At 57.9% G+C, this 26,995-nt stretch carries 28 protein-coding genes and 2 tRNA genes; 28 read left to right on the forward strand and 2 right to left on the reverse strand.

What is annotated here, in order from left to right; all coding sequences use genetic code 11:
• From VGK14_RS09745 to VGK14_RS09800, 12 genes are all read left to right on the forward strand, one after another.
• Positions 1-183 (forward strand): NADH-ubiquinone oxidoreductase-F iron-sulfur binding region domain-containing protein (locus VGK14_RS09745; protein WP_331508876.1); only part of this gene is annotated, 183 nt, incomplete at its 5' end.
• Positions 184-325: 142 nt separating this feature from the next.
• Positions 326-2,722, forward strand: a complete 2,397-nt coding sequence (gene nuoG / locus VGK14_RS09750; protein ID WP_331508879.1) for an NADH-quinone oxidoreductase subunit NuoG — start codon at positions 326-328, stop codon at positions 2,720-2,722.
• Positions 2,719-3,735, forward strand: a complete 1,017-nt coding sequence (gene nuoH, locus VGK14_RS09755) for an NADH-quinone oxidoreductase subunit NuoH (RefSeq protein ID WP_331508881.1) — start codon at positions 2,719-2,721, stop codon at positions 3,733-3,735. The genes nuoG and nuoH overlap by 4 nt, the downstream gene beginning before the upstream one ends.
• 17 nt (positions 3,736-3,752) lie before the next feature.
• Complete coding sequence (gene nuoI, locus VGK14_RS09760; protein WP_331508882.1) at positions 3,753-4,244, forward strand: NADH-quinone oxidoreductase subunit NuoI; 492 nt, start codon at positions 3,753-3,755, stop codon at positions 4,242-4,244.
• A gap of 26 nt (positions 4,245-4,270) precedes the next feature.
• Positions 4,271-4,915, forward strand: coding sequence for an NADH-quinone oxidoreductase subunit J (locus tag VGK14_RS09765; protein ID WP_331508883.1), 645 nt, complete (start codon positions 4,271-4,273; stop codon positions 4,913-4,915).
• Positions 4,912-5,220: an NADH-quinone oxidoreductase subunit NuoK gene (gene nuoK / locus VGK14_RS09770; RefSeq protein ID WP_331508884.1), complete on the forward strand. Its 309-nt coding sequence runs from the start codon at positions 4,912-4,914 to the stop codon at positions 5,218-5,220. Before VGK14_RS09765 ends, nuoK begins: the two co-directional genes overlap by 4 nt.
• A 22-nt stretch (positions 5,221-5,242) precedes the next feature.
• On the forward strand, positions 5,243-7,267 hold the full coding sequence (gene nuoL / locus VGK14_RS09775) for an NADH-quinone oxidoreductase subunit L (RefSeq protein ID WP_331508885.1): 2,025 nt from the start codon (positions 5,243-5,245) through the stop codon (positions 7,265-7,267).
• Positions 7,268-8,755: an NADH-quinone oxidoreductase subunit M gene (locus tag VGK14_RS09780; protein WP_331508886.1), complete on the forward strand. Its 1,488-nt coding sequence runs from the start codon at positions 7,268-7,270 to the stop codon at positions 8,753-8,755.
• The gene (gene nuoN / locus VGK14_RS09785; RefSeq protein WP_331508888.1) at positions 8,756-10,204 is read left to right on the forward strand and encodes an NADH-quinone oxidoreductase subunit NuoN; all 1,449 of its coding nucleotides are present in this window, start codon (positions 8,756-8,758) and stop codon (positions 10,202-10,204) included.
• Between the two features lie 16 nt (positions 10,205-10,220).
• Positions 10,221-10,514, forward strand: a complete 294-nt coding sequence (locus tag VGK14_RS09790) for a DUF2818 family protein (protein ID WP_331508889.1) — start codon at positions 10,221-10,223, stop codon at positions 10,512-10,514.
• Between the two features lie 96 nt (positions 10,515-10,610).
• The gene (locus tag VGK14_RS09795; protein ID WP_331508890.1) at positions 10,611-11,162 is read left to right on the forward strand and encodes an NUDIX hydrolase; all 552 of its coding nucleotides are present in this window, start codon (positions 10,611-10,613) and stop codon (positions 11,160-11,162) included.
• 296 nt (positions 11,163-11,458) lie between these two features.
• Positions 11,459-11,767 (forward strand): hypothetical protein, encoded by a 309-nt coding sequence (locus VGK14_RS09800; protein WP_331508891.1) that lies wholly within the window; start codon positions 11,459-11,461, stop codon positions 11,765-11,767.
• Between the two features lie 56 nt (positions 11,768-11,823).
• Here the strand turns inward: VGK14_RS09800 and VGK14_RS09805 are convergent, their stop codons facing one another.
• Together VGK14_RS09805 and VGK14_RS09810 are read right to left on the reverse strand one after the other, a co-directional pair.
• Complete coding sequence (locus VGK14_RS09805) at positions 11,824-13,236, reverse strand: pyridoxal phosphate-dependent decarboxylase family protein (RefSeq protein ID WP_331508892.1); 1,413 nt, start codon at positions 13,234-13,236, stop codon at positions 11,824-11,826.
• On the reverse strand, positions 13,233-13,853 hold the full coding sequence (locus tag VGK14_RS09810) for a 2OG-Fe(II) oxygenase (protein ID WP_331508893.1): 621 nt from the start codon (positions 13,851-13,853) through the stop codon (positions 13,233-13,235). Before VGK14_RS09810 ends, VGK14_RS09805 begins: the two co-directional genes overlap by 4 nt.
• A 151-nt stretch (positions 13,854-14,004) precedes the next feature.
• Between VGK14_RS09810 and VGK14_RS09815 the strand changes: the two genes are divergently transcribed.
• The 16 genes from VGK14_RS09815 to VGK14_RS09890 form a co-directional block, all read left to right on the forward strand.
• A tRNA-Val gene (locus VGK14_RS09815) sits at positions 14,005-14,081 on the forward strand.
• Positions 14,082-14,377: 296 nt separating this feature from the next.
• Positions 14,378-16,297, forward strand: coding sequence for a threonine--tRNA ligase (gene thrS / locus VGK14_RS09820; RefSeq protein WP_331508894.1), 1,920 nt, complete (start codon positions 14,378-14,380; stop codon positions 16,295-16,297).
• 37 nt (positions 16,298-16,334) lie between these two features.
• Positions 16,335-16,859: a translation initiation factor IF-3 gene (gene infC / locus VGK14_RS09825; RefSeq protein WP_331508908.1), complete on the forward strand. Its 525-nt coding sequence runs from the start codon at positions 16,335-16,337 to the stop codon at positions 16,857-16,859.
• Positions 16,860-16,959: 100 nt separating this feature from the next.
• Positions 16,960-17,157 carry a 50S ribosomal protein L35 gene (rpmI, locus tag VGK14_RS09830; protein WP_331508895.1) on the forward strand — a complete coding sequence of 66 codons (198 nt, stop codon included), beginning with the start codon at positions 16,960-16,962 and terminating at the stop codon, positions 17,155-17,157.
• Positions 17,158-17,169: 12 nt separating this feature from the next.
• Entirely contained in the window at positions 17,170-17,532 is a 363-nt protein-coding gene (rplT, locus tag VGK14_RS09835; RefSeq protein WP_331508896.1) for a 50S ribosomal protein L20, read from the forward strand.
• A 62-nt stretch (positions 17,533-17,594) separates the two neighbouring features.
• Positions 17,595-18,578, forward strand: coding sequence for a phenylalanine--tRNA ligase subunit alpha (gene pheS, locus VGK14_RS09840; RefSeq protein ID WP_331508897.1), 984 nt, complete (start codon positions 17,595-17,597; stop codon positions 18,576-18,578).
• Between the two features lie 47 nt (positions 18,579-18,625).
• Entirely contained in the window at positions 18,626-20,983 is a 2,358-nt protein-coding gene (pheT, locus tag VGK14_RS09845; protein WP_331508898.1) for a phenylalanine--tRNA ligase subunit beta, read from the forward strand.
• 10 nt (positions 20,984-20,993) lie between these two features.
• On the forward strand, positions 20,994-21,293 hold the full coding sequence (locus VGK14_RS09850) for an integration host factor subunit alpha (protein ID WP_331508899.1): 300 nt from the start codon (positions 20,994-20,996) through the stop codon (positions 21,291-21,293).
• Complete coding sequence (locus VGK14_RS09855; protein ID WP_331508900.1) at positions 21,277-21,708, forward strand: MerR family transcriptional regulator; 432 nt, start codon at positions 21,277-21,279, stop codon at positions 21,706-21,708. Before VGK14_RS09850 ends, VGK14_RS09855 begins: the two co-directional genes overlap by 17 nt.
• An 87-nt stretch (positions 21,709-21,795) precedes the next feature.
• A tRNA-Pro gene (locus tag VGK14_RS09860) sits at positions 21,796-21,872 on the forward strand.
• Positions 21,873-22,046: 174 nt separating this feature from the next.
• Complete coding sequence (locus VGK14_RS09865) at positions 22,047-23,282, forward strand: tyrosine-type recombinase/integrase (protein ID WP_331508901.1); 1,236 nt, start codon at positions 22,047-22,049, stop codon at positions 23,280-23,282.
• Between the two features lie 113 nt (positions 23,283-23,395).
• Complete coding sequence (locus VGK14_RS09870; RefSeq protein WP_331508903.1) at positions 23,396-23,857, forward strand: hypothetical protein; 462 nt, start codon at positions 23,396-23,398, stop codon at positions 23,855-23,857.
• Positions 23,858-23,952: 95 nt separating this feature from the next.
• Positions 23,953-24,519 (forward strand): hypothetical protein, encoded by a 567-nt coding sequence (locus tag VGK14_RS09875; protein ID WP_331508904.1) that lies wholly within the window; start codon positions 23,953-23,955, stop codon positions 24,517-24,519.
• Between the two features lie 474 nt (positions 24,520-24,993).
• Positions 24,994-25,416, forward strand: a complete 423-nt coding sequence (locus VGK14_RS09880) for a CHC2 zinc finger domain-containing protein (protein ID WP_331508905.1) — start codon at positions 24,994-24,996, stop codon at positions 25,414-25,416.
• Positions 25,406-26,722 (forward strand): AAA family ATPase, encoded by a 1,317-nt coding sequence (locus VGK14_RS09885; RefSeq protein ID WP_331508906.1) that lies wholly within the window; start codon positions 25,406-25,408, stop codon positions 26,720-26,722. Before VGK14_RS09880 ends, VGK14_RS09885 begins: the two co-directional genes overlap by 11 nt.
• A gap of 2 nt (positions 26,723-26,724) precedes the next feature.
• On the forward strand, positions 26,725-26,995 hold a 271-nt coding region (locus VGK14_RS09890), incomplete at its 3' end, for a hypothetical protein (protein ID WP_331508907.1).

The following is a 26,995-nucleotide window of genomic DNA, read 5'->3' on the forward strand; positions in this document are numbered from 1 at the left end:
GCCGAGGGCCGTGGCCGCATGGAAGACCTCGACCTGCTCACCAACGTGGGCGAGAACATTTCCGGCCGCACCATCTGCGCGCTGGGCGAGGCGGCGGCGACGCCGGTAATCAGTTTCATCAAGCATTTCCGGCCGGAGTTCGAATATTACATTCAGCACGGCAAGAGCATGGTGACGGGATGAGTATGAAAAACGATTCGCTTGCCATTACGGCGTTGTTCAAGCCCGCTAAAATCCTCATTTACTTATATGTAAACTCCGGTTTTAGCGTGCTTTCACGCCTTGTCCTGCCTGCGCTCGGTCGTTTTTCATGGGTGGTTAAAGCATGCTGAACATCGAAATTGACGGTCAGGCGATAGAAGTCGAGAACGGCAGCACCATCATCGAGGCCGCCGACAAGCTCGGCATCGCGATCCCGCGCTTCTGCTACCACAAGAAGCTGTCGGTTGCGGCCAACTGCCGCATGTGCCTGGTGCAGGTGGAAAAATTCGCCAAGCCGCTGCCGGCCTGCGCAACGCCGGTTTCCGACGGCATGAAGATTTTCACCCGCTCCAAGGCCGCGGTGGAAGCGCAGAAAGGCGTGATGGAGTTCCTGCTGATCAACCATCCGCTGGATTGTCCGATCTGCGACCAAGGCGGCGAATGCGATCTACAGGACCTCGCGGTGGCTTACGGCTCGAGCGCCTCGCGTTATACCGAAGAAAAGCGCGTGGTGTTCAACAAGAATTTCGGCTCCCTTGTTTCTACCGACATGACGCGCTGCATCCAGTGTACGCGCTGTGTGCGCTTCCTCAAGGAAATCGGCGGCATGATGGAGCTGGGCATGGTCGGCCGCGGCGAGCACGCGGAGATTTCCGCCTATGTCGACCGCAGCGTCGATTCCGAACTGTCCGGCAACATCATCGACCTGTGCCCGGTGGGCGCGCTGACCTCCAAGCCGTTCCGCTACAGTGCGCGCAGCTGGGAGCTGGCACGCCGCCCTTCGGTCGCGCCGCACGACGGCCTGGGCGCGCAGATCGAACTGCACGTCAAGAACAACCGGGTAATGCGCGTGCTGCCGCGCGAGAAGGAAAGCATCAACGAGTGCTGGCTGTCGGACCGCGACCGTTTCTCCTATGAAGGCCTGTCCAGCCCCGACCGCCTCACCGTGCCGATGATCAAGCGCCACGGCGAATGGCATGAGACCGACTGGAAAAGTGCGCTGGAATTCGCGGCCAACCGCTTGCGGGAAATTTCCGACAAAGACGGCGGCAATGCAATCGGCGTGCTGGTGTCGCCCAACAGCACGATGGAAGAAGGATTTCTCAGTAAAAAACTGGCCCAGGGCCTGGGCTGCGGCAACGTCGACCACCGCCTGCGCCAGAGCGACTTCCGCCTGGACGGCAAGTACATGGGCACGCCGTGGCTGGGCTGCAATATTCCGGACCTGCAGGAGATGGACCGCGTGCTGGTTATCGGCAGCAACCTGCGCAACGAACATCCGCTGCTGGCGCACCGCCTGCGCCAAGCGGTCAAACACGGTGCGGAACTGTCGCTGGTCAATCCTACCGACGACGACCCGCTGATGCCGGTCAGCCACAAAGCGGTCTGCGCACCCAACGACATGGTCAACGTGCTGTCGCAGATACTGAAGGCAATGTCCGGTTTGCAGAAGCTTTCGCTGTGCCTGCCTACTTCGCTGAACAAGGTGCTGGACGAGGTCAAGGTGTGGGACAACAGCCGCGCGATGGCGGAAAGCCTGGCCGGCTACGGCAACGACGTCTGCTTGGTGAGCCCGCGTGTCGGCGTGTTCCTCGGCAATATCGCCGCGCATCATCCGCGCTATGCGGAAATCTACAGCCTGGCGGAAGCCATCGCATCGCTGTGCGGCGCGACTTTCGGCGTGATGGCGGAAGGCGCCAACAGTGTCGGCGCCGATCTTGCCAGCGTGCTGCCCGAACCCGGCGGCCTCAACGCGCGCGCAATGCTGGAAGCACCGCGCAAGGCATATCTGCTGGTCAATGTCGAGCCGGAGCTGGACTGCCACAACGCTGCGCAGACGCAGGCAGCCATGGCCGCCGCGGAGTGCGTGGTGGCCTTGACCGCGTATCGCTCCGAAGCCTTGCGCGATGCCGAGGTGCTGTTGCCGATCGCGCCATTTAGTGAAACCTCCGGCACTTTCATGAGCATGGAAGGCCGCGTGCAGCCGTTCGCGGCCGCCGTGAAGCCGCTGGGCGAATGCCGGCCGGCATGGAAGGTGCTGCGCGTGCTGGGCAATGTGCTGGGCCTCGGCGGTTTCGACTACGACAGCAGTGAAGACGTCAGCCGCGATATTTTCGGCGGCGAAAAACCGTCGCGCGTGGTGTGGCGCCAACTCAACAACAACCTGCGCGAACTGGCGGAAATCGATAACCGGCAACAGACGGAGGGCGTGTTGCAGCGCGTGGGGGAAATCCCGCTGTACCAGTCCGATGCCATCGTGCGCCGCGCCGCGCCGCTGCAGAAGACCAAAAGCGCCACTGCGCCGGTCATTGCCGGCCTCAACGCGGCGGATATGCAGAAGCTGGGCCTGATCGATGGAGCCGAGGTCGTCGTGAAACAGAACAGCGGCAGTGTGCGCCTCAAGGTGCAGACCGACAACCGCGTCGCAGCGGGGTGCGTGCGAGTGCCGACGGCACGGGCCGAGACCGCAGCATTGGGTGATCTGTTCGGAGCAATCGCGATCGGGAGGGTAACGGCATGATCTGGCTGCAGCAACAATTCGGTCCGTTATGGCCGCTGGTGTGGGCCATGGCCAAGATCGTCGCCATCGTCGCGCCGCTGATGGGCGCCGTGGCCTACCTGACGCTGGCCGAACGCAAGGTGATCGGCTACATGCAGGTGCGCATCGGGCCCAATCGCGTGGGCTATTTCGGGCTGCTGCAACCGATCGCGGACGGCCTCAAGCTGATGTTCAAGGAAATCATCCTGCCGACGGTGGCCAGCAAAAAGCTGTTCCTGCTGGGGCCGATACTGGCGATCGCGCCCGCGCTCGCGGCCTGGGCGGTGGTGCCGTTCTCGTCGCAGCTGGTGCTGGCCAATATCGACGCCAGCCTGTTGTACATCATGGCAATTACTTCGATGGGCGTGTACGGCGTGATTGTCGCCGGCTGGGCGTCCAACTCGAAATATGCCTTCCTTGGCTCCCTGCGCAGCGCGGCGCAGATCGTATCCTACGAAATCGCCATGGGCTTCGCCTTGGTCGGTGTGCTGATGGCCGCGAATACGCTCAACCTGGTGAAAATCGTCGAAGCCCAGAGCGGCGGCTTCTGGCAGTGGTATATCCTGCCGTTGTTCCCGCTGTTCATCGTCTACCTGATTGCCGGCGTCGCGGAAACCAACCGCGCACCGTTCGACGTCGCGGAAGGCGAATCGGAAATCGTCGCGGGTTTCCATGTGGAATATTCCGGCATGGCGTTCGCAGTATTCTTCCTTGCCGAATACGCCAATATGATCCTGATCTCGGCGCTGACTTCGATCATGTTCCTGGGCGGCTGGCTGTCGCCGCTGCCGTTCCTGCCGGACAGCGCGCTGTGGCTGTTCGCCAAGATGGCGTTCGTGCTGTTCCTGTTTCTGTGGTTCCGAGCTACTTTCCCGCGCTACCGCTATGATCAGATCATGCGCCTGGGCTGGAAAGTGTTCATTCCGGTGACGCTGGTATGGATCATCGTGATCGGCGCCTTCATGCAAACCCCGCTGGCTTATCTGTTCCACTAAAGGCGAGGGATAACATCATGATCAACAGAATCAAAGACCTCTTTTCCAGCCTGCTGCTGGTGGAACTGCTCAAGGGCATGGCGCTCACCGGCCGCTATTTCTTTGCGCGCAAGATCACGGTGCAGTACCCGGACGAGCGCACGCCGATGTCCGGCCGTTTCCGCGGCCTGCATGCGTTGCGCCTGTATCCCAACGGCGAGGAACGCTGCATCGCCTGCAAACTGTGCGAAGCGGTGTGTCCGGCCATGGCGATCACCATCGAGTCGGAACAGCGCGAGGATGGAACAAGACGGACCACGCGCTACGACATCGATCTCACCAAGTGCATCTTCTGCGGTTTCTGCGAGGAATCCTGCCCGGTCGACTCGATCGTGGAAACGCGGATTTTCGATTACCACGGTGAAAAGCGCGGCGATTTGCTGTACACCAAGCCGATGCTGCTGGAAGTGGGGAAAAAGCATGAACAACAGATCGCCGCGGACAGAGCCGCGGATGCCAAGTACAGATAAGCCCAGATGAAGCCGCACACATGCCCATGCTGAATATTCACGACCTCGTATTTTATTTTCTGTCGGCCATCCTGGTATTTGCCGGGCTGCGCGTCATCACCGCGCGCAACCCGGTGCACGCCGCGCTCTACCTGGTGCTGGCTTTTTTCACCGCTTCCGGCATCTGGATGCTGCTGGAGGCCGAGTTCCTCGCGATCGCGCTGGTGCTGGTGTATGTGGGCGCGGTGATGGTGCTGTTCCTGTTCGTGGTGATGATGCTGGACATCAACCTGGAGAAGCTGCGCGAAGGATTCTGGGATTATGCGCCGCTGGCCGGTTTCGTCGGGGTGCTGATGGCGCTGGAAATGATCATGGTGCTGGGAACCAGGCATTTCGGCCCGGAGCGCGTCGCGGCACCGCCGGCGCATGCGGCTGACTACAGCAATACCGCCGAACTGGGGCGTCAGCTCTACACCGACTATGTGTATCCGTTCGAACTGGCGGCCGTAGTGCTGCTGGTGGCGATCGTCGCCGCGATCGCACTGACGCTGCGCCGCCGCAAGGACAGCAAATATATCGACCCTGCGGTGCAGGTGCGCGTGAAGCGCAACGACAGGCTGAAGATCGTCAGCATGCCCGCGGAAAAAGCACAAACCGCCACCGCTGGTGAAGTCAAGGGAGAACAAGCATGAGCGTCGGCCTCTCGCATTATCTGATCCTCGGCGCATTGCTGTTCGCGATCAGCGTCGTCGGCATCTTCTTGAACCGCAAGAACGTCATCATCCTGCTGATGGCGATCGAACTGATGCTGCTCGCGGTGAACATCAATTTCATCGCCTTCTCGCACTACCTCAACGATACCGCCGGACAGATCTTCGTGTTCTTCATCCTCACGGTGGCGGCGGCGGAGTCCGCAATCGGGCTGGCGATTCTGGTGGTGCTGTTCCGCAACCTCAAGACCATTAACGTGGACGACCTGAACAGCCTCAAGGGCTGACGCTAGAGGCAGAACGCTAAAAATGACCGAAATGCAGAAAATCTACTTGGCTATTCCGTTGCTGCCGCTGGCGGCAGCGGCAGTCGTCGGCCTGTTCGGCCGTTTCCTGCCGCGCGCGGCGGCGCATGTGCTCACCATCGCCGGTGTCGCCGCATCTTTCGTGCTGTCGGTGCTGGTATTGCGCGACGCGATTGCCGGCCACACCTTCAACGGCGCGGTCTACACCTGGTTGACCAGCGGGCACACCACGTTCGAGGTTGGCTTCCTCATCGACAGCCTGTCGGCGATGATGATGGTGGTGGTGACCTTCGTGTCGCTGATGGTGCATATCTACACCATAGGCTATATGGCTGATGACCCCGGCTACAGCCGTTTCTTCAGCTATATCTCGCTGTTCACGTTCTCGATGCTGATGCTGGTGATGAGCAACAACTTCATGCAGCTGTTCTTCGGCTGGGAGGCGGTGGGCCTGGTATCCTACCTCCTGATCGGCTTCTGGTATACCCGGCCGACCGCGATCTATGCCAATCTGAAGGCATTCCTGGTCAACCGCGTGGGCGACTTCGGCTTTCTTCTAGGCATCGGCATGGTGCTGTACTACATGGGCAGTTTGGATTACGCCGCGGTATTCTCCGTGGCACCGCAGTTCGCCAACGCCACCGTGGAACTGATCCCCGGCCAGCCCTGGCAGCTGATGACGGTGACCTGTTTGCTGCTGTTCGTCGGCGCGATGGGCAAATCGGCGCAGGTGCCGCTGCACGTCTGGCTGCCGGATTCGATGGAAGGCCCGACGCCGATTTCCGCGCTGATTCACGCCGCTACCATGGTGACGGCCGGCATCTTCATGGTGGCGCGCATGTCGCCGTTGTATGAACTTTCCACCACGGCACTGTCGACGGTGATGGTCATCGGCGCGATCACCGCGCTGTTCATGGGCTTTCTCGGCATTATCCAGAACGACATCAAGCGCGTGGTGGCGTATTCCACGCTGTCGCAGCTGGGCTACATGACGGTGGCGCTGGGCGCTTCGGCCTATTCGGTGGCGATTTTCCACCTGATGACGCACGCCTTCTTCAAGGCGCTGCTGTTCCTCGGCGCCGGCTCGGTGATCATGGGCATGCACCACGACCAGGACATCCGCAACATGGGCGGCTTAAGCAAGTACATGCCGATCACCTGGATCACTTCGCTGGTGGGTTCGCTGGCGCTGATAGGTACGCCGTTCCTGTCGGGCTTCTATTCCAAGGATTCGATTATCGAGGCCGCCAAGCTGGCGCACATTCCCGGCAGCGGCTTCGCCTACTTCGCGGTGCTCGCGGGCGTGTTCGTCACCGCGTTCTACTCGTTCCGCATGTATTTCCTGGTGTTTCACGGCGAGGAGCGCTTCGGCAAGGATCACCACGAGCATGCGGGCGACCATGACGACGAGGAAGTCTCCGCCGACCATCAACACGGTCTGGCGCCCGGCCAGAAGCCGCACGAATCGCCTTGGGTGGTAACAGTTCCTTTGATTGCGCTGGCGATTCCGTCGGCGCTCATCGGTTACCTGGCGATAGAGCCCATGCTGTTCGGCGCATTCTTCAAGGGCGTGATTTTCATCAACCCCGAAGCGCACCCGGCCATGCACGAACTGGCCGAGGATTTCCATGGCGCCCCCGCGATGGGCGTGCATGCGCTGACCAGCCTGCCGTTCCTGCTGGCTGCCGCCGGTGTCGGGCTGTCCTGGTTCTTCTACCTGAAGCGGCCGGATATCCCGGAGGCGATCAAGCAGCGCTTCAGCCTGATCTATAGCATCCTGGAGAACAAATACGGCTTCGACCGGTTCAACGACAAATTCTTTGCCGGCGGTTCCCGCTGGATAGGCAACAAGCTGTGGCAGATCGGCGACGTGCAGCTCATCGACGGCACGCTGGTCGACGGCACCGCGCGTGTAGTGCTGCGCATCTCCGGCGTGATCCGGCAACTGCAGTCCGGCCTGATCTACCACTATGCGTTTGCGATGATTATCGGCGCTTTCGTTTTGCTGACTTGGTTCATGAAGGTATAAATGGATTATCCCGTCCTCAGTTTCTCCATCTGGGTGCCCGTGTTCGCGGGCATCCTGGTGCTTGCCACCGGCAGCGACCGCAATGCGCCCCTGGCGCGCTGGCTGGCCCTGCTGGGCAGCATTGCCGGTTTTGTCGCCACGTTGCCGCTATTCACCCGTTTCGACCGCGCCGACGGCGGCTTCCAGTTCCAGGAAGGGGCGGACTGGATTCCGGCGTTCAACATCCATTATCACCTGGGCGTGGACGGCATCGCGGTGCCGCTGATCCTGCTCACCAGCTTCACCACGGTCATTGTCGTGCTCGCCGGCTGGGAAGTAATCCAGAAGAAGGTCGCGCAGTACATGGCCGCCTTCCTGATCATGTCCGGCCTGATGATAGGCGTGTTCTCCGCGCTCGATGGCATCCTGTTCTACGTGTTCTGGGAAGCGATGCTGATCCCGATGTTCATCGTCATCGGCGTGTGGGGCGGACCCAACCGCGTGTACGCAACGATCAAGTTCTTCCTCTACACGCTGCTGGGCTCGCTCTTGATGCTGGTGGCCTTCATTTATCTCTACCACCAGACCAACAGCTTCGAGCTCATCGACTATTACCAGCTGCCGTTGCCGCTCACGGCGCAGATCCTGATCTTCTTCGCCTTCTTCATGGCGTTCGCGGTGAAAATCCCGATGTGGCCGGTGCATACTTGGCTGCCGGATGCGCACGTGGAGGCGCCGACCGGCGGCTCCGTGGTGCTGGCTGCGATCATGCTCAAGCTCGGCGCCTACGGCTTCCTGCGCTTCGCGATGCCGATCGCGCCGGACGCCGCGCATTACCTCTCAGGCTTCATGATCACGTTGTCGCTGATCGCGGTGGTCTACATTGCATTAGTAGCGCTGGTGCAGCAGGACATGAAAAAGCTGATTGCCTATTCGTCGATCTCGCACATGGGCTTCGTCACGCTGGGGCTGTTCATTTTCAATCCGCTGGGCCTGGAAGGCGGCATCGTGCAGATGATCTCGCACGGTTTCGTCTCCGGCGCGCTGTTCTTAAGCGTCGGTGTGCTCTACGACCGCGTGCATTCACGGCAGATCAAGGATTACGGCGGCGTGGTCAACACCATGCCGACCTTCGCCGCGTTCGCGGTGCTGTTCGCGATGGCCAACGCCGGCTTGCCGGGCACCTCGGGCTTCGTCGGCGAGTTCCTGGTGATCCTGGGCGCACTGCAGGCCAATTTCTGGTTTGCCTTCCTCGCCGCGACCACGCTGATTTTCGGTGCGGCCTATACGCTATGGATGGTCAAGCGCGTGTTTTACGGCAACGTGGGCAATCACCACGTTGCCGAGCTGAAGGATCTGAACAAGCGCGAATTTCTGATCATGGCCATCCTGGCGGTCATGGTGCTGGGTTTCGGTCTTTATCCGCAGCCGCTCACCGAGATGACCCACGCTACGGTCAATCAACTGCTCGCCCATATGGCGCAGACCAAGATTCCAGTGGGACTTTAAATGAATCCTATCTACAACGATATTTACGCCGCACTCCCCGAAGTTTTCGTCCTCGGTATGGCGATGGTGATACTGCTGGGTGACCTGTTCATCCACGAGCGCTACCGTTTTGTCACTTACATCCTGAGTCAGCTGACCCTGTTGGGCGCGGCGATGATCACGGTGGCCACGCACACTTCCGCGGTGGGCTACGCCTTCAGCGGCATGTTCGTCGACGATCCGATGGCCGACGTACTCAAGCTGATGACCTATCTCGCCGTCTCGGTGGTGCTGGTGTATTCCCGCACCTATATCACCCTGCGCGGCATGTACCGGGGCGAATTCTACGTGCTGGTGCTGGTGGCGATGCTGGGCATGATGGTGATGATTTCCGGCCAGAATCTGCTGACGCTCTACATGGGCCTGGAACTGCTGTCGCTGTGCCTGTATTCGCTGGTGGCGCTGGACCGCGACAATGCGCGCGCCACCGAAGCCGCGATGAAGTATTTCGTGCTGGGCGCGCTGGCTTCCGGCATGCTGCTGTACGGCATGTCGATGTTGTACGGGATGACCGGTAGCCTGGATATCAGCCAGATCAGCAGCGCCATCCGGAACGGCGTGCCGGACCGCTCGGTATTGATCCTCGGCCTGGTGTTCATCGTCGCCGGCGTGGCTTTCAAGCTGGGCGCGGTGCCGTTCCAGATGTGGGTGCCGGACGTCTACCACGGCGCGCCGACGGCGATGACGCTGCTGGTCGGTTCCGCGCCCAAGTTCGCGGCGTTCGCGCTGGTGATGCGCCTCTTGATCCAGGCGCTGCAGGGCATGATGCACGACTGGCAGGGCATGCTGATCATCATGGCGGTACTGTCCATCATCATCGGCAACATCACCGCCATCGCGCAGACCAATCTTAAACGCATGCTGGCGTATTCGACGATTTCGCATATCGGCTTCCTGCTATTCGGTTTTTTCAGCGGAACGCTGAACGGTTTCATTGCCTCGATGTTTTACGTTTCGGTTTACGTGCTGATGACGCTGGGCGGATTCGGCATGATCCTGCTGCTGTCCCGCAAGGGCTTCGAGGCCGAGAACCTGGACGATCTCAAGGGCCTGAACAGCCGCAGCCCGTGGTATGCCTTCCTGATGCTGCTGCTGATGTTCTCGATGGCCGGCGTGCCGCCGACGATAGGTTTTTATGCCAAGTTCGCCGTACTGCAAGCCGCGTTGCAGGCCGGCTTCGTCTGGCTGGTGGTGTTTGCGGTGCTGATGGCGGTCACCGGCGCGTTCTATTACCTGCGCGTGGTCAAACTGATGTATTTCGACGAGCCGCGGGACGAGCACGCAATTCGTCCTGCGCCGGACATGGCGCTGGTGCTGGGTGTCAACGGCCTGGCAGTGCTGGCGCTGGGGCTGATGCCGCAGCGCCTGATGGAGCTGTGTGCGTATGCCGTGCTGCACAGCATCCAATAGACATTAGGTCTGCCAGATGAATGCCGCGATTGCGCTGCTATTGCTGATCGCCTTGCTGGCCGCCAACCTGCCCTGGTTCAGCGAGCGTCTGTTTTACCTGGTGCCCTTGAAGCACGGCAAGCATCTCGGCTGGCGCGCGCTGGAACTGGTGGTGCTGTATTTTCTGACCGGCGCCATCGCCTATCTGGCCGAAACCAGAACGCTGGGGCAGGCGGTTGCCCAGCACTGGGAGTTTTACGCCATCACCGCCTGCCTGTTCCTGGTGTTTTCGGTGCCCGGATTCGTCTATAGCCACCTCTGGCGCAGATAACGGCTAACACGGTGTTCAACCTAAGATGAACGCCGATGAACATCATGCCCCGGCCGATTCTGCGATAATGTTCAGAGATATCTGCGGCCAATTGTGATGACAGATCCCCTGACCGAAACTCCGCTTTCTTCCGAAACCGTATTCGATGGCAATCTGCTGCACGTCAGGCGCGACCAGGTGCGCCTGCCAGATGGCAGCGAAACGGCGCGCGAATACATCGTCCATCCCGGTGCCGTGCTGGTGGTGCCGCTGCTGGATGACGGCCGGCTGGTGTTCGAGCGCCAGTTCCGTTATCCGCTGGGCAAAGCTTTCATCGAACTGCCCGCCGGCAAAATCGACCCCAATGAGGATCCGCTCGTCACCGGCCAGCGCGAACTGCTGGAAGAAACCGGCTACACCGCGCGCGAATGGCGCTACCTGGCTGCGCTGCATCCGTGCATCGGCTACTCCAACGAAATCATCCATATCTATCTCGCCACCGGCCTGACGGCAGGCAACCACCGGCGTGATCATGACGAAACGCTGGAGACTTTCACGCAGGCGCTGGATGAGGCGCTGGATATGGTACGCCGTGGCGACATCACCGACGGCAAGACCGTCATCGCGCTGTTCTGGGCGGAAAAATACTTGAACGGAAGGTGGCGCTGACGCCTTGAAATATCTCTGCGACGGGATGCCCAAGGCGTGCGCGATGGCTGCGCACTGCGGGCTACGATGTCGCGATGGAAGCGGGCGGCCCGCCCCCGGCTGATTAACGTGTAAAGCCCTCAGAAAATATTGCAACTAAGCCGTTGGCTTTCCCCTCGAACTAATCCCGATTACTTCATGTCTTAATCTGTAAGCGATTCATTGCCGGCTCTTCAGTAAAAGTAAACTGATCCCTGATCCCTGATCGATGCGTTATCAGTTTTATGCTGAGCATTTCAGCTAAAAGGAGTTAAAGCATGAAAACTATCCATCAAACTTTGTTGGCATTAGCTTTGGCTGTCGCTGGAACAACGAGTGCCTATGCGCACGGCTCGGTCGATTTCAGTATCAGTATCGGCGCTCCCGCTTACTATTACGAGCGGCCTTCTGTTGTGTACGTGCCGCCTCCCGCGGTTTATTACGAGCCGGCCCCGATTTATTACCGTTATTACAGCCCGGTGCCGTACGTGCAGTATTACTATGAGCCGCGTTATCGCGAATATCGCCGCCATGACTGGGATCGCGGACGGCACAGGCACGGTTGGCACGATGATGATGACGATTAAGAAGTGAAAGCCCTTTTTCCAAAACAAAAAGCCTTTTTCGAGCCTTTATGTTTTGCTCAAGCTTTTAAGTCCCTGATGGAGGTCAGCAGGGCGTCGAGATCACTTTCTGCAGTGAACGGATTCATGATCGTCGTGCGCAGCCAGATGGTTTCCCCGAGTTTCACCTGGGTCAGATGAAATGCGCCGCTTTCCACCAGGTCCTGGCGCAACGCAGCCTGGTTGCCGGAGCGGTAGCGGAAGCAGACGATATTGGTTTGCGGCGGCATCAGCAGTTCGAAGTCCTCTGCGGCTTGTAGTTGATCGGCCAGCAGCCGGGCAGTGGCGAACACCCGCTCCACCAGTTCTCCCATCGCCTGCACGCCGTATAGCGAGAACGCCGCCCACAGTTTCAGCCCCATCATGCGTTTGGTGCATTCCAGCGTGCGGTAGCTGGTATTGAAGGTTTCGTCGCTGCTGGAATCGCCCTGGAACAGGTAGGATGCCTCCTGTGCGAACGCTGAATAGCTGTGCTCGGGTTTCCTGAACAGCACCGCAGACACCGTGGCCGGCATGTACAGCAGTTTGTGGCCGTCCCACACCACCGAATCCGCGAGTGCGATGCCGCGCAGCGCTGCGCTATGCTTTTTTGACAGCAAGGCCGAGGCGCCATGTGCGCCGTCGACATGCAACCATAATCCATGTTCCCGGCAATAGGTGCCGATCTGTTGCAGCGGATCTATGCTGCCGGTGGGGGTGCAGCCGGCGGTGGCGACGACTGCCAGGATGCGCGCGCCGTTGGCGGCGGTTTGCCGATGCGCTTGCGCCAATGCCGCCAGGTCCATTCGCCCCTGGTCGTCCGCCGCGACCTTGACCACGGCATTCACGCCCAAGCCCATGATGCCGGCGGCGCGCGCGACGGAATAATGCGCATGTTCGCTGGCGAGGATTTTTAGCGGCGGCCCGGCGGCAGTGCCGTGCTGCCAGATGTCCCAGCCCGCGGTTTGCTGCCGTGCCGCCAGCAGCGCGGTGAGATTGGCTTGCGCGCCGCCCGAGGTCAATACGCCGTCAGCGCCTTGCCAGCCGATCAATTCGTTCAGCCAGCGGATCACTTGGCGTTCTATCATTGTGGCTGCGGGGCCGGTTTCGTAGACGGCCATCGCCTGGTTGGTCAGTGCCGCCACCAGATCGCACAGCGCGGCCATCGGCAACGGCGCGGCGACTTGGTGGCCGAGGTTGCGGGGGTGGTGGATCGCAAGGCCGGCGGGCAGAATGTCGTCGCGCAATTTTTCCAGCAGTTCGGCGGTTGCCAGGGCTGGCATTTGCGGCAGCGGTTGCTGCCAGCGCCGGTCTTCGGTCGTCGGTGCCCGCCATTGCAGTACCTTGCCTTGGCCGGCAAGCGAGTCGGCGAGGCGGTCGGCCAGCAGGTCGATCAATGCATGGCCGCTGGCGCGGAACTGCCGCGGATCGAACATATCCTGGAGTGAATTCACGCTGCGGCAGGCCCGTGTGATTTGAACCAGCCGGTAATGCTCATGCGGTCGCGTTTCATCGGCAGCACTTCATGCCAGAAGCGGTCCGACAGAAAGGTCACCAATGTTCCGGCCTGGGGCAGAATGTCAAAATAGCGTTCGTCGTCCAGGTACAGGCGCAGCTGTCCACCATCTGCTTCATCCCAGTCGGCATTGAGGTAAAAAATACAGGTCAGCACGCGCTGGCCGTGGATATGAAAGTGATCGATATGCTTGTGATAAAAAGCGCCGGGCGGATACACCGCGAGATGGCCTTCGAACTCGGACAAATCCAGATGCAATGCGCTGTTGGCGGCGAGCCGCAATTGTTCCAGCCGCTCCAGATAGCAGCGCTGGGCGGCGGTCAGGGCGGGTTCTTCCAGCCATAAGATGAAATCTTCGCGGATGCCGGTGTCGGCGCTGCGCTCTGCGCCCTGGCCACCATTCCCGGGCTGCAGCTTGTTGTCTTGCATGGCTTGCAGGGTTTCCCCAGCTAGATGGCCGACGATGTCCTGCGGTAAAAAATGCGCTGCGACCGACCAGCCCCGGCAGGAGAGGTCATTCATGATGCTGTCGAGGCTGGCTAAAGATGGAGGCATGATCGAGCGCAATTATAACGTGCTTGCATTGCATAGCCCGCGACTGGTATTGCTACCTTATTTTAAAAGACAAAAATTCATGTTGCTGCAGTTATATGGAGCAGTCGTGTTGCGTGATTCGTCTTAGACGGATACAATTCGCTCCCTCTTTAGGCGCGTAGCTCAGCTGGTTAGAGCACCACCTTGACATGGTGGGGGTCGTTGGTTCGAGTCCAATCGCGCCTACCAAATATGTGTAGGTAATAAAAAAAGCCACCGCCAGGTGGCTTTTTTTCTTTTTGTCTCATCTACAGTAGTAAGCGGTGATGAAGACGACGGAAAAGCAGGCGATGGCGGGGCGCATGCCGAAAACGGCCGTAGCGGGATCTGTGATCGCCTGACTATCGCTGCCAGTGCCCGAGTGTTCAGTTTTGCCGGTTTTATGCGATAATGCCGGGCATCCAAGCTATGCCACACAAAGCCGTTTTGCGGCTTTTGTTGTTTTTACGGCTGAGCGATAACGAGAAATCCGAGCGGAAAAATTCATGCCAGTTGTACGCCTACCAGATGGCTCCGAACGCAAATTCGATGCGCCAGTTACCGTCGCAGAAGTCGCGCAGAGCATAGGCGCAGGCCTCGCCCGCGCCGCGCTGGCAGGCAAGGTGACAACTGACGGCAAGGCGCGGGTGGTGGACACTTCCTACCTGATCGACCAGGACGTCGATCTGGGCATCATTACCGAGCGCGATCCCGAAGGGCTGGACCTCATCCGCCATTCCACCGCCCACTTGCTGGCGTACGCGGTTAAGGAACTGTTCCCGGAAGCGCAGGTTACCATCGGCCCGGTAATCGACAACGGTTTCTACTATGACTTCTCGTATAAGCGGGCCTTCACCCCGGAAGACCTTGAAGCCATCGAAAAACGCATGGCGGAGCTGTCCAGACGCGATATCCCGGTGACGCGCAAGGTGCTGCCGCGGGATGAGGCGATTGCCTATTTCAAGTCCATCGGCGAGCACTACAAGGCCGAGATTATCGGCAGCATTCCTCAAAACGAAGAGGTTTCACTCTATACCGAAGGCGATTTTACCGACCTTTGCCGCGGCCCGCACGTGCCGACGACGGCCAAGCTCAAGGTGTTCAAGCTGATGAAAGTGGCCGGCGCCTACTGGCGCGGCGATTCGAAGAACGAAATGCTGCAGCGCGTTTACGGCACGGCCTGGGCGAAAAAGGAAGACCAGGACGCCTACCTGCATGCGCTGGAGGAAGCCGAAAAGCGCGACCATCGCAAGCTGGGCCGCCAGTTCGACCTGTTTCACATGCAGGACGAGGCGCCGGGCATGGTGTTCTGGCATCCCAAGGGTTGGTCGCTGTGGCAGCAGGTCGAGCAGTACATGCGTGCCAGGTTCGTCGAGTACGGCTACCAGGAAGTGCGCACGCCGACCATAATGGACCGCACGCTGTGGGAAAAGTCCGGGCACTGGGAAAACTACCGCGACAATATGTTCACCACGGCCTCGGAGAATCGAGACTACGCGGTGAAGCCGATGAACTGTCCGGGCCACGTGCAGATTTTTAACCATGGCCTGCACAGCTACCGCGAACTGCCGCTGCGCCTGGCCGAGTTCGGTTCCTGCCATCGCAACGAGCCCTCCGGCGCGTTGCACGGCCTGATGCGGGTGCGCGGGTTCACCCAGGACGACGCGCATATTTTCTGCACCGAAGAGCAGGTCCAGTCCGAAGTGTCGGCTTTTATCGAGATGCTGCAACAGGTGTACGCCGATTTCGGCTTCAACGACGTACTGGTCAAGCTGTCCACCCGCCCCGAAAAACGCGTCGGTTCCGACGAAACTTGGGACAAGGCGGAAGCCGGGCTTGCCGCCGCGCTGCAGCAGAACAACCTGGCCTACGACCTGCAGCCGGGCGAAGGCGCGTTCTATGGGCCCAAGGTCGAGTTCACGCTGAAGGACTCCCTGGGTCGCTTGTGGCAGTGCGGCACCATACAGCTGGATTTCAACCTGCCGGTGCGGCTGGAGGCGGAATATGTCGCCGAGGACAATTCGCGCAAGCCGCCGGTAATGCTGCATCGCGCGATTTTGGGCTCGATGGAGCGCTTCATCGGTATCCTGATAGAACATTACGCCGGCGCGTTGCCGGTATGGCTGTCGCCGGTGCAGGCGGTGGTGATGAACATCACCGACGCGCACGCGGAATATGCCGGAAATATCGCCGCAGAACTCAGGAAAAATGGTTTCCGCGTGCAATCGGACTTGAGGAATGAGAAAATAACCTATAAAATTCGCGAACATAGCCTGCAGAGACAGCCTTACCTGCTGATAGCCGGTGAGCGCGAGATGCAAAGCGGGCAGGTGGCCGTGCGTACCCGTAAGGGCGAAGACCTAGGTTCCATGCCGTTGCAAGCCTTTATGGACAGGCTCGTGGCAGAGGTCGTCAGTCGAGGGTAAGGCGCGGTTTGTTTTTTATTGACTTGGAGAATTTGCTATAGCTCAGGATAAAGATACCCGAATCAACGGCGAGATTACTGCGTCGGAAATTCGGTTGGTGGGCCCGGAAGGCGAACCTATTGGTATCGTCAGTTTGCAGCAGGCGCTGGCACAGGCCGAAGAGGCCGAGTTGGATCTGGTGGAGATCGCCCCTACGGCCAAACCTCCGGTGTGCCGGCTGATGGACTACGGTAAGTTCAAGTACCGTGAGAGCAAAAAGCAGCATGAGGCCCGACTGAAGCAGAAGCAGGTCCAGGTCAAGGAAGTGAAGTTCCGTCCGGGGACGGACGATGGAGACTATCAGGTCAAATTGCGTAACCTGAAAAGTTTTCTGGAAGAGGGTGACAAGGCCAAGATTACCTTGCGTTTTCGCGGTCGTGAAATCACCCATCAGGAATTGGGGCATGCCATGCTGAAGCGTGTTGAGGCGGATCTCGTCGAGCACGCGACAGTAGAGCAATACCCAAAAATGGAGGGCCGGCAGTTGGTGATGGTGCTGTCCCCCCATAAAAAGGCGAAGTAGAAACCTACTCAGCCAATAGATGAGCGACGCGGCTTAAGGTTTAATCCTTAAAAAGGCATGCCCGATCGCTTGTTCGAGTAATCCAACCAGGAGTTACAAAATGCCCAAGATGAAGACCAAAAGCGGTGCAGCCAAGCGGTTTAAAATCCGCGCCGGCGGCAGCATCAAGCGTGGACAGGCGTTCAAGCGCCATATCCTGACCAAGAAGACCACCAAGAATAAGCGTCATCTGCGTGGTTCCGTCGATGTAGTGGCGAGCGATGTGAAGTCCATCCGCGCCATGATGCCGTTCGCATAAGGGAGAGAGACCATGCCAAGAGTAAAACGTGGTGTCATCGCCCGCGCACGCCATAAAAAGGTTTTAGACGCAGCCAAGGGTTACCGCGGCCGCCGCAAGAACGTCTACCGCATTGCCAAGCAGGCGGTGATGAAGGCTGGGCAATATGCCTACCGCGACCGTCGCCAAAGAAAGCGCCAGTTCCGCGCCTTGTGGATCGCCCGTATCAATGCTGGCGCCCGCGAGTGCGGCCTGACGTACAGCCGTTTCATGAACGGCCTGAAGAAGGCTGCAGTTGAGGTCGACCGTAAGGTTCTGGCCGACCTGGCGGTGTTCGACAAGCCGGCATTCGCCAAGATTGCCGACATGGCGAAGGCCAGCCTCGGCGCCGTATAAAATCGGTTACGGCAAAAAAGGAGGCTAACCAGCCTCCTTTTTTGTTGGTCATGATCGTGAAAATGAACAATTTCGAACAAATTATTTTAGAAGCACGGGGTGCGTTGGACGGCGTTGGCTCCATTGCCGACCTTGAGCAGGTGAAGGCACGCTACCTCGGCAAAAGCGGCGTGCTGACCGAACAGCTCAAGCAGTTGGGCAAGCTCCCTCCCGAAGAGCGGCCCGCTGCCGGCGGCGTAATCAATCGCGCCAAGCAGACGGTGGAAGAGCTGGTTGCCGCTCGCCGCGCAAGCATACTGGCAGCGGAGCAGGCGCAGAAGCTGGCTGCGGAAGTTGTCGACGTCACTTTGCCCGGTCGCGGCAAGGCGCAGGGCGGCTTGCATCCGGTCACGCTGGCTTTGCAACGGATCGAGACGCTGTTCCGTTCCATTGGTTTTGAAATGGCCGAAGGTCCGGAAATCGAGACGGATTTTTACAATTTTACTGCACTGAATATCCCGGAAGATCATCCCGCACGTGCCATGCACGACACCTTTTACGTGGATGACGAGCATGTGCTGCGCACCCATACCTCTCCGGTACAGGTGCGGTTCATGCAGAACAGGACACCGCCGCTGCGCATCATTGCGCCGGGGCGCGTGTACCGCGTGGATTCGGATGCCACGCATTCGCCCATGTTCCACCAGGTCGAGGGACTGTGGGTGGACGAGCGGGTGAGTTTTGCCAATCTCAAGGGTGTGGTGCAGGATTTTCTGCAGCGTTTTTTCGAGCGCGATGATTTGCAAGTGCGTTTCCGTCCATCGTTCTTTCCCTTTACCGAGCCTTCCGCCGAGATGGATATGAGCTGGGGCGATAAATGGCTTGAAATCGGTGGTTGCGGCATGGTGCATCCCAACGTGCTGGGGCATGTGGGCATCGATGCCGAGCAATATCGCGGCTTTGCCTTCGGCCTGGGCGTGGAGCGTCTTGCCATGTTGCGGTATGGCGTGAACGACCTGAGGTTGTTCTTTGAAAATGATCTGCGATTTTTGAAACAATTTAACTAGCTTTCAGCGCCCAGCGAAAAGCCGGGCCTGATAGCCGATGGCTAACTATGAAATTTTCGGAAAACTGGCTGCGCCAATTCGTGAATCCCGCGCTTGATAGCGCGGCGCTGGGTCATGTGCTGACCATGGCCGGCCTGGAGGTCGAGGCGCAGGAGCCGGTAGCGCCGGCTTTCAGCCATGTCGTCGTCGCGCAGATTCTTAGTGCCGGAAGGCATCCCGATGCTGACCGTCTGCAAGTGTTGCGTGTGGATGTCGGTCAATCCGAGCCGTTGCAAATTGTCTGCGGTGCTGCCAATGCGCGTGCCGGACTGAAATCCGCCTGTGCGCTGGTGGGGGCGGAACTGCCGGGTTTCAGCATTAAGCACGCCAAGGTGCGCGGCGTGGAATCTTTCGGCATGATGTGTTCCGAAAAGGAACTGGGCTTGGCCGATGAAAGCGCGGGCATACTCGAATTGCCCGATACCGCGCCGGTCGGGCAGGACGTCCGCGAGTATTTCGATCTCGACGACCAACTGTTTGAACTCAAGCTCACGCCGAATCGCAGCGATTGCCTGAGCGTGGCAGGCATTGCCCGCGACGTGGCGGCGCTGACGGGTGCTGCCTTGAGTTTGCCCCAGATTAGCCCAACGTCTCTGGCTGGCCAGCAGAAAAAAAATGTGCGGGTGGAAGCCGCTGAAGCCTGTCCGCGCTATTGCGGCCGGATCATTAACGGCGTGAACGCGCAGGCCGTCACCCCGGACTGGATGAGGCGTCGTCTGGAGCGTAGCGGGCTCAGGTCTGTCAGTGCCGTGGTGGACATTACCAACTATGTATTGCTGGAAATGGGGCAGCCGCTGCATGCGTTCGACCTGGCAAAGCTGAATGGCGATGTACAGGTGCGGTTTGCCCGTAATGCCGAAAGCATCCGGCTGCTGAACGAACAAGTCGCTGTGTTGCAGGACGACATGCTGGTGGTTGCCGATGATAGCGGAGCCATTGCGCTGGCGGGCATCATGGGCGGTAATGGCACGGCGGTGTCGGATGGCACTACCGATATCTTCCTGGAAAGCGCATTTTTCACCCCCGGAGTCATTGCCGGCAGGGCGCGCAGACTGGGACTTTCCACCGACTCCTCATATCGCTTCGAGCGCGGCGTGGATTTCGCGGCAACGCGCCTGTGCCAGGAACGCGCTACGCAGTTGATACTCGAAATTTGCGGCGGTAGCGCGGGCGAGATTACCGAACATCTCGCTCGATTGCCCAGTCGCAATCCTGTACGCTTGCATGTCAAAAAGGCCGCAGAAGTGCTGGGAATTGCGCTGGCGCAGGAAACCGTTGCCGATTTGCTGACCCGCCTGCAATTCGGTTTTACCTGCAAGGATGGCGAGTTTTTGGTTACGCCGCCCAGCTATCGGTTTGATATTGGGATCGAAGAAGACTTGATCGAGGAAATCGTGCGTCTGCATGGCTATGAGTATCTGCCGGCGCTGCCTCCGTCTTCTGGGGCCCTGCTCATGCTGCCTGCGGAAGAAAGCCTGTGCAGTCCGAATAGCCTGCGCCAACTGCTGGCGGCGGCGGATTACCGCGAAGCGATAACCTATAGCTTTGTCGATCCGTCGTGGGAGAGCGATCTCCTGGGCAATGCTGCGGCGATTGCCTTGCGAAATCCCATTGCCAGCAACATGAGCGTGATGCGTTCAAGCCTGTGGGGCGGGCTGCTGGATGCGCTGCAATACAACCTCAACCGCAAGCAGGAGCGTGTGCGCCTGTTTGAAATCGGCGCCTGCTTCCATCGGGAAGGCCAGGCGTACAGGGAGATTACCCGCCTGGCCGGTTTATGCTACGGAGATGCCCAGCCGGAACAGTGGGGCGAGGCCGCGCGTGCCGTGGATTTCTTCGATGTCAAAGCCGATGTGGAGGCGCTGACCGCTGGTCGTGCGGTATTTAAAGCCGCGCAACATCCGGCGCTGCATCCCGGCCAGACGGCGCAGGTGCTGCTGGATGGCAAGGCTATAGGCTGGATCGGTACCCTGCATCCGCGTTGGCAGCAGCATTACGATCTGCCGCGTGGCGTAGTCCTGTTTGAACTGGAGTTGGGTGCGCTGACCCGCAAGCCGGTGCCTGCTTTTGTCGAGGTACCCAAGTTTCCGCCGATCCGCCGCGATCTGGCCGTGGTGGTGGATGAAGGCGTGGCCGTGCAGGCCATGCTCGATGCCATGCGTGCCGCGGCGGATTCCGTCGTCAGCGAGGTTGCGCTGTTCGATGTTTACCGTGGAAAAGGTATCGCCGAGAATCAAAAAAGCCTTGCATTTCTGGTGCTTATGCAAGATACTCAAAAAACATTGACCGATGAAGATGCCGACGCGGCAATGGTCAAACTGCTTGCCGAGCTGTCTCAAAAATTCGGCGCAGTCCTGCGTAGTTGAAGGGGATCCAATGACTTTAACCAAAGCCGATTTGGCGGATTTGTTGTTTGAACAGGTTGGGCTGAACAAGCGTGAGGCCAAAGATATGGTGGAGGCCTTTTTCGAGGAAATCCGCACCTCGCTGGAAGGCGGCGATAGCGTAAAACTTTCCGGTTTCGGCAATTTCGAGTTGCGCCAGAAGTCCGAGCGCCCCGGCCGCAATCCCAAAACAGGCGAAGAAATCCCCATTACGGCGCGGCGTGTCGTAACATTCCATGCCAGTCAAAAGCTGAAGACTCAAGTGGACGAGGTCTATGCAGGAGCAGATTGACAAGGTGGCGTTGCCTCCTATCCCGGCAAAACGCTACTTTACAATAGGTGAAGTCAGCGAGTTGTGCGGCGTCAAACCGCACGTATTGCGTTACTGGGAGCAGGAGTTCACCCAGCTCAAGCCTGTCAAGCGTCGCGGCAACCGCCGCTACTATCAGCATCACGAGGTACTGCTGATCCGCCGCATCCGGGAACTGCTCTACCAGCAGGGTTTTACCATCAACGGCGCACGCCATCGTCTTGAAGAGGGCGATATCGCCGACGATACAACAGCTTATGCTCCAGCCGTAGTTGCTGCGGCCAAGGCTGTCCCGCCGGAAGCCTCCATGCATGTCGAGCCTGCGTTTGACTGGGCTGCGTTGCGTACCGAGTTGCGTGGCGTGATTGAACTGCTTCATTTCCCGCTGCATTCATAAATCTCCACGTTTCCTGTCTGGCAGGCTGCGGTTGTTTCCGCTATAATCCGCACCTGCTTTGAAGGCGTTGTGCCTTCTGGGCCCGGTCGGGATGTAGCGCAGCCTGGTAGCGCACTTGCATGGGGTGCAAGGGGTCGCGAGTTCGAATCCCGCCATCCCGACCAATTCAGTATTCAGCACCATTCAAAGAAGTCCACCAAGCCCGCGTAACTGCGGGTTTTTTATTGCCTATTCGTACAATTGCGTTTAATCTAGTTTCACCAAATCAATGCAATTTAGGGGGCAAACTAGGGGGCAGTTTGGAAAACCCCAGAATACATGCCCCCAGAATGGGGTGGATGATGGCGCTAACGGACGTTGAAATCAGGCAGGCCAAGCCGCAAGAAAAGGCATATAAGCTATTTGATGGCGGTGGCCTATACGTTGAGGTGATGCCTACTGGGGGCAAACTGTGGCGTTACAAGTACCGTTTTGGGGGCAAAGAGAAACGGCTTGCACTGGGAGCATATCCAGAAATCACCCTCAAAGATGCACGGGAACGGCACTTGCAGGCCCGCAAACTGCTGGCTGATGACATAGACCCCGGCGAAAATCGCAAGGCCGAGAAGCAGGAAAAGGCTTTCAGCAAAACCAACACTTTCAGGGAATGGGCAGGCCGCTGGCACCAGCACTGGCAGCAAGGCAAGAGTGAACGCCATGCGCGGCAAGCCCTTCGCCGGATGGAGTTAGACCTTTATCCCGAACTTGGCGACATGCCTATCACGGCGATCAATGCCCCCGATGTTGTCCGTACCGTCAAAGCCATTGCCAAGCGTGGCGCACTAGACCTTGCCAAACGCGGGCATCAAATGATTGGGCAGGTATTCCGGTATGCAATCGCGCACGGCGATGAAAGCAAGGTTATCCGAAATCCTGCTGCCGACATTAAGCCCAGCGACATTATCGAAACACGGCGTAAAAAGAATTATGCGCGAGTGGAAATAAAAGAACTCCCTGCCCTACTACGTGCCATTGAGGCGGCGAGTATCAATCAGGTGACACGCATAGCAATCAAACTCATGGCGCTAACCTTCATCCGCACCAGCGAGTTAATCGGCGGCAAATGGGATGAGATTGATCTGGATGCGGCAGAATGGCGCATCCCGGCTGACCGTATGAAGATGGACACCCCGCATATCGTGCCTCTATCCAGCCAGGCCGTGGAATTACTGAAAACTCTGCAACTGATAAGCGGCTCAAGTGAGTATCTTTTCCCCGCCCAGCACTATGGCAGAAAATCAGCGACCATGAGCAACAACACCATCTTGGTGGCCTTAAGGCGTATGGGTTACGGCGGCATGATGACCGGACACGGATTCAGAGGTATTGCATCCACGGCGCTACATGAGCAGGGTTTTGACCACCAGCACATTGAATTGCAATTAGCCCATGCGGAGCGCAACGAGGTGAGCGCGGCCTATAACCATGCGCTATATCTGAAACAACGTACCGCAATGATGCAGCATTGGGCGGATTACCTGGATGGCTTGCGGGCTGGTGCGAAGGTGATACCGATACACGGCAAGGCGGCATAAAGGGCAACACGGTTGCCTGACGGTATCAGGCAAAAGCGGGAAGGCTGGTAGCCCTAGGAAAGTGACCAGCCAACCCTAACCACAACGCAGTACCTTGATAGGAGGTAAGCATCATGGCTGATAACGATTCTACAACAGACGACAAAACCCCGGCTGAACTGGCCGAGGAGTTCCCGATTAACTCTGACCCGTTTTCGGTGTGGTTCATGTATGACCCAAAAGATAATCGGGCACGGTGGGCTGTCAATGACGAAAATGGGGATGGTCTTGATGCTCCAAGTTATGCGGTCGCCAGAAAATTATCAAGGTCGCTGTTTATTGCTCATGAATGGGACTCTCCACATAGGGCTGTTAATGTTGCTGCAACCATTGCGCTTATGGCGGACAGTTTGAAGGAGGCTTTCGCGACATGGGACGGGGATGAGGCGGCGCTATCCTACCTGCTGATGCAAGGAATCGGGCAATTGGGCTATCTTGCCGATCAATGCCAGTCCCCGTTGTTTAGGGTTAGGGATGAAATGGCGTGGTTCATGCCCAAGACAAGCGAGCTTGACGCAATGGAGGCGCCAGCATAATTCAGGTTATCCACGCCTAGCCCGACGGGGCGAAAACAGGGCAACCCTTACCCTGCTGGCGTGGGTTCTATTTGAGGGGCATGGAAGGGAATGCTATGGATGAATCGTCTACTTTTGAAATAATTGCTAAGGATATTCTTTCCGACCTTGTAAATAGAGCCAATGAATTAACTCCCAAAGCCGCTCCTGATCCGAAAATGGCTGAATTTTTGGATAAATTATTAGACGGAGCAAACAAAGCTTTGCGCTTTGCAGAGGTGGGGATTAGAGATAATCGTCCCTCTGTAACTCTCTGGGGGATCGTCGATGCAACCCGCTTTATAACTTTTACTGAGGCGACCCTGGATTCCAAGCGTGGAATGGCTGAGTTACGCCGTGCCGAGGACACTAATTTAGTGATGAAAGCATTACTTGAAGGGATTGAACACCAGAAAAAACATCAAGCAAGAACAGGGGCTTTGGCAAAGATTGCATCTGACCCTAAGCAGGCCGAAAAAAAGCTAGTCAAAGAGTGCTGGCAAGAATGGCGGCGCGATCCTGGCAGATACAAAGGGAAAGCTGCTTTTGCCCGCGATATGCTGGATAAATTCGAACACCTTACCAGCCAGAAAAGAATTGAAGATTGGTGTAGGGAATGGGAAAAGACTAACCCTGCTAGCTGAATGAGCATTTAGCCAGCACAGTGCGCACTCTGCTAGATAAGAGGTTTTTTGTAAATAAAATCAACATGATGATGTACCCATGTTCAAGGCAATACTGCCTTGTGCAATCCATAGCAAAGGAAAGCAAACATGGGAAACACAATCCAGCAAGACGGGTTTTTACGCCTGCCGCAAATCATCGGCAGCAAGAAGGCCAATCCACCTATCCCGCCAATCATCCCGGTATCAGCTACTAGCTGGTGGAACGGGGTGAAGTCCGGCAAGTACCCCAGGGCACATAAGCTAGGCCCAAAAACTACCGTATGGAAAGCCAGTGAAGTATTAGCTCTAGTGAATGGGGGCTGATATGACCACAAACAACAAGGGCCGCAACGGTGGCGACCGTGCGACCCCAAAGCCATACAACGACAACACCATGATAAAGCCGAGCCGTATCAGTCGCAAGCATAAGCGCGACTGGAAGGGGGTGCGTAAATGAGCGCACTCGATACCCTGCTGTCACGTCTGCATAAGGCACAACGAACTGGAACTGATCGTTGGAAAGCCTGCTGCCCCGCCCATGACGATAAATCTCCTAGTCTTGCAATCCGTGACGCGGACGGACGGCTGTTGCTGCACTGTTTCGGTGGATGTTCTACGGAAGCAGTCTTGTCTGCTGTCGGCCTGACGTTTTCCGATCTGATGCCCAATCAGGTTATGGGCCACTTCAAGCCAGAACGCAAACCGTTCTATCCCGGCGATGTACTCAAGATCATGAGCTTCGAGGCAACGCTGGTTTATCTGTGCGCCACCGACATTGCCAACGACAAGCCGCTGACTGAATCAGGGCGGGAACGTCTGCTGTTAGCGGCATCGCGGCTCAATCACGCGTGCGAGGTGGCAAACAATGGATATTAGACCCGAAGCACTGGCAGCATTTGACGCCGGCATTGATCTGGAGGCCCGTGCGCTGGCAATGACGGGCAAATTGTCTCAACCCATCAAAAATAATCAGTCTGGAGGCGATTCTGGAAGGCAGTTTGCACCATTGCCGGTTGTCCAACTTACTTGCGCGGCATCTATCATCCCGAAACCGATAAACTGGCTATGGGATGGTTGGCTTGCTCGCGGCAAATTACACATTTTCGCTGGGCAAGCAGGTACGGGTAAAACGACTATCGCCATTGCACTAGCGGCAACGGTGAGCATAGGCGGCAGGTTTCCTGATGGCTCACGTTGTCCAGTCGGCAATGTGCTGATATGGAGTGGTGAAGATTCTGCAAAAGATACGCTAATCCCGCGATTGCTCGCTGCTGATGCAGACCTATCAAAAGTGCATTTCATTGGTGACGTACAGCATGGCGATGAGTTGCGAAGTTTTGACCCGGCTACCGATATTGCCGCGATGCTGGATGTTGCCGGGCGCATTGGCGATGTGTCGCTGCTGATCGTTGACCCTATCGTTAATGCCGTCGCTGGTGACAGTCACAAAAATGGTGAAGTCAGACGGGCCTTGCAACCGCTGGTGGACTTCGGAGAACGTCTGGGATGTGCCGTGCTGGGCATCTCGCACTTTTCCAAAGGTTCGGGAGGCAGGGAACCGTTGGAGCGTGTCACGGGTTCGCTGGCCTTCGGAGCCTTGGCGCGTATTGTTTTGGCGACCGCGAAGATCATCGAAGGCGAAACCACAAGGCGCATATTCTGCCGAGCCAAGAGCAACATCGGCGTAGATCATGGCGGGTTTGAGTACGATCTTCACCAAAAGGAGATTGACGGACACCCCGGTATATTTTCCAGCTATTCAGTCTGGGGCGATGCTGTCGAAGGCTCTGCGCGTGAATTGTTGGCGGAACCCGATAACCGCGAAGCTGTCGATCATGACAACAGCGCACTGGAGGATGCAAAGGAATTTCTGCTAGACCTGCTGGCCAATGGCGAATTATCCCAAAAGCAGATTGAAGCGGATGCCAAGGGCGCTAGTCATTCATGGCGAACAGTAAGACGGGCAAAAGATGATCTGGGTATCAAGTCCGTTAAGGGCGGGTTAGATGGTCGCTGGTATTGGAAACTGTCCGGCAACATGTCCAAAAACAGTGAAGATGTCCAACATGGCCATATAAATTATATGGACGCCTTGGACACCTTACCCAAAATTGGGCATCTTTCCAGCGATTCTGTCGCTGATGACAGTCAACTCCCTAATCAGTCGCACTTGAGGATTTAGTCATGGGCGCACCTGACCTGATTTTTGAGCTGCGAGAGGCCGGTTATTCGATTAAGGCGGATGGTCGTTATCTGGATATTTCCCCTGCTGACGATCTACCTGCCGACATCGTGGAACGGCTCAAACAAAGCAAAGCTGAAATTCTGGCGGCACTGAAACTTGAACAGCAACAGGAAGCTAGGCGGCAGAAAGTTCTGGCGATGCTGGCAGAAAGGCCGGAAACCATGCGGGCCATTCATGCCGATATGGACAGCGACCCGGATAACGTCATCC

The organism is Novimethylophilus sp., assembly GCF_036504375.1.
Lineage (GTDB): Bacteria > Pseudomonadota > Gammaproteobacteria > Burkholderiales > Methylophilaceae > Novimethylophilus.

Coding starts and splice junctions, on each gene's coding strand:
- rpmI (WP_331508895.1), top strand. CDS start 16,960: ATGCCCAAGATGAAGACCAAAAGCGGTGCAGCCAAGCGGTTTAAAATC.
- VGK14_RS09850 (WP_331508899.1), top strand. CDS start 20,994: ATGACTTTAACCAAAGCCGATTTGGCGGATTTGTTGTTTGAACAGGTT.
- VGK14_RS09875 (WP_331508904.1), top strand. CDS start 23,953: ATGGATGAATCGTCTACTTTTGAAATAATTGCTAAGGATATTCTTTCC.
- pheS (WP_331508897.1), top strand. CDS start 17,595: ATGAACAATTTCGAACAAATTATTTTAGAAGCACGGGGTGCGTTGGAC.
- nuoK (WP_331508884.1), top strand. CDS start 4,912: ATGAGCGTCGGCCTCTCGCATTATCTGATCCTCGGCGCATTGCTGTTC.
- thrS (WP_331508894.1), top strand. CDS start 14,378: ATGCCAGTTGTACGCCTACCAGATGGCTCCGAACGCAAATTCGATGCG.
- VGK14_RS09810 (WP_331508893.1), bottom strand. CDS start 13,853: ATGCCTCCATCTTTAGCCAGCCTCGACAGCATCATGAATGACCTCTCC.
- pheT (WP_331508898.1), top strand. CDS start 18,626: ATGAAATTTTCGGAAAACTGGCTGCGCCAATTCGTGAATCCCGCGCTT.
- nuoH (WP_331508881.1), top strand. CDS start 2,719: ATGATCTGGCTGCAGCAACAATTCGGTCCGTTATGGCCGCTGGTGTGG.
- VGK14_RS09790 (WP_331508889.1), top strand. CDS start 10,221: ATGAATGCCGCGATTGCGCTGCTATTGCTGATCGCCTTGCTGGCCGCC.
- rplT (WP_331508896.1), top strand. CDS start 17,170: ATGCCAAGAGTAAAACGTGGTGTCATCGCCCGCGCACGCCATAAAAAG.
- nuoL (WP_331508885.1), top strand. CDS start 5,243: ATGACCGAAATGCAGAAAATCTACTTGGCTATTCCGTTGCTGCCGCTG.
- VGK14_RS09885 (WP_331508906.1), top strand. CDS start 25,406: ATGGATATTAGACCCGAAGCACTGGCAGCATTTGACGCCGGCATTGAT.
- VGK14_RS09795 (WP_331508890.1), top strand. CDS start 10,611: ATGACAGATCCCCTGACCGAAACTCCGCTTTCTTCCGAAACCGTATTC.
- nuoI (WP_331508882.1), top strand. CDS start 3,753: ATGATCAACAGAATCAAAGACCTCTTTTCCAGCCTGCTGCTGGTGGAA.
- VGK14_RS09855 (WP_331508900.1), top strand. CDS start 21,277: ATGCAGGAGCAGATTGACAAGGTGGCGTTGCCTCCTATCCCGGCAAAA.
- VGK14_RS09765 (WP_331508883.1), top strand. CDS start 4,271: ATGCTGAATATTCACGACCTCGTATTTTATTTTCTGTCGGCCATCCTG.
- VGK14_RS09800 (WP_331508891.1), top strand. CDS start 11,459: ATGAAAACTATCCATCAAACTTTGTTGGCATTAGCTTTGGCTGTCGCT.
- nuoG (WP_331508879.1), top strand. CDS start 326: ATGCTGAACATCGAAATTGACGGTCAGGCGATAGAAGTCGAGAACGGC.
- VGK14_RS09880 (WP_331508905.1), top strand. CDS start 24,994: ATGAGCGCACTCGATACCCTGCTGTCACGTCTGCATAAGGCACAACGA.
- VGK14_RS09870 (WP_331508903.1), top strand. CDS start 23,396: ATGGCTGATAACGATTCTACAACAGACGACAAAACCCCGGCTGAACTG.
- VGK14_RS09865 (WP_331508901.1), top strand. CDS start 22,047: ATGATGGCGCTAACGGACGTTGAAATCAGGCAGGCCAAGCCGCAAGAA.
- nuoN (WP_331508888.1), top strand. CDS start 8,756: ATGAATCCTATCTACAACGATATTTACGCCGCACTCCCCGAAGTTTTC.
- VGK14_RS09780 (WP_331508886.1), top strand. CDS start 7,268: ATGGATTATCCCGTCCTCAGTTTCTCCATCTGGGTGCCCGTGTTCGCG.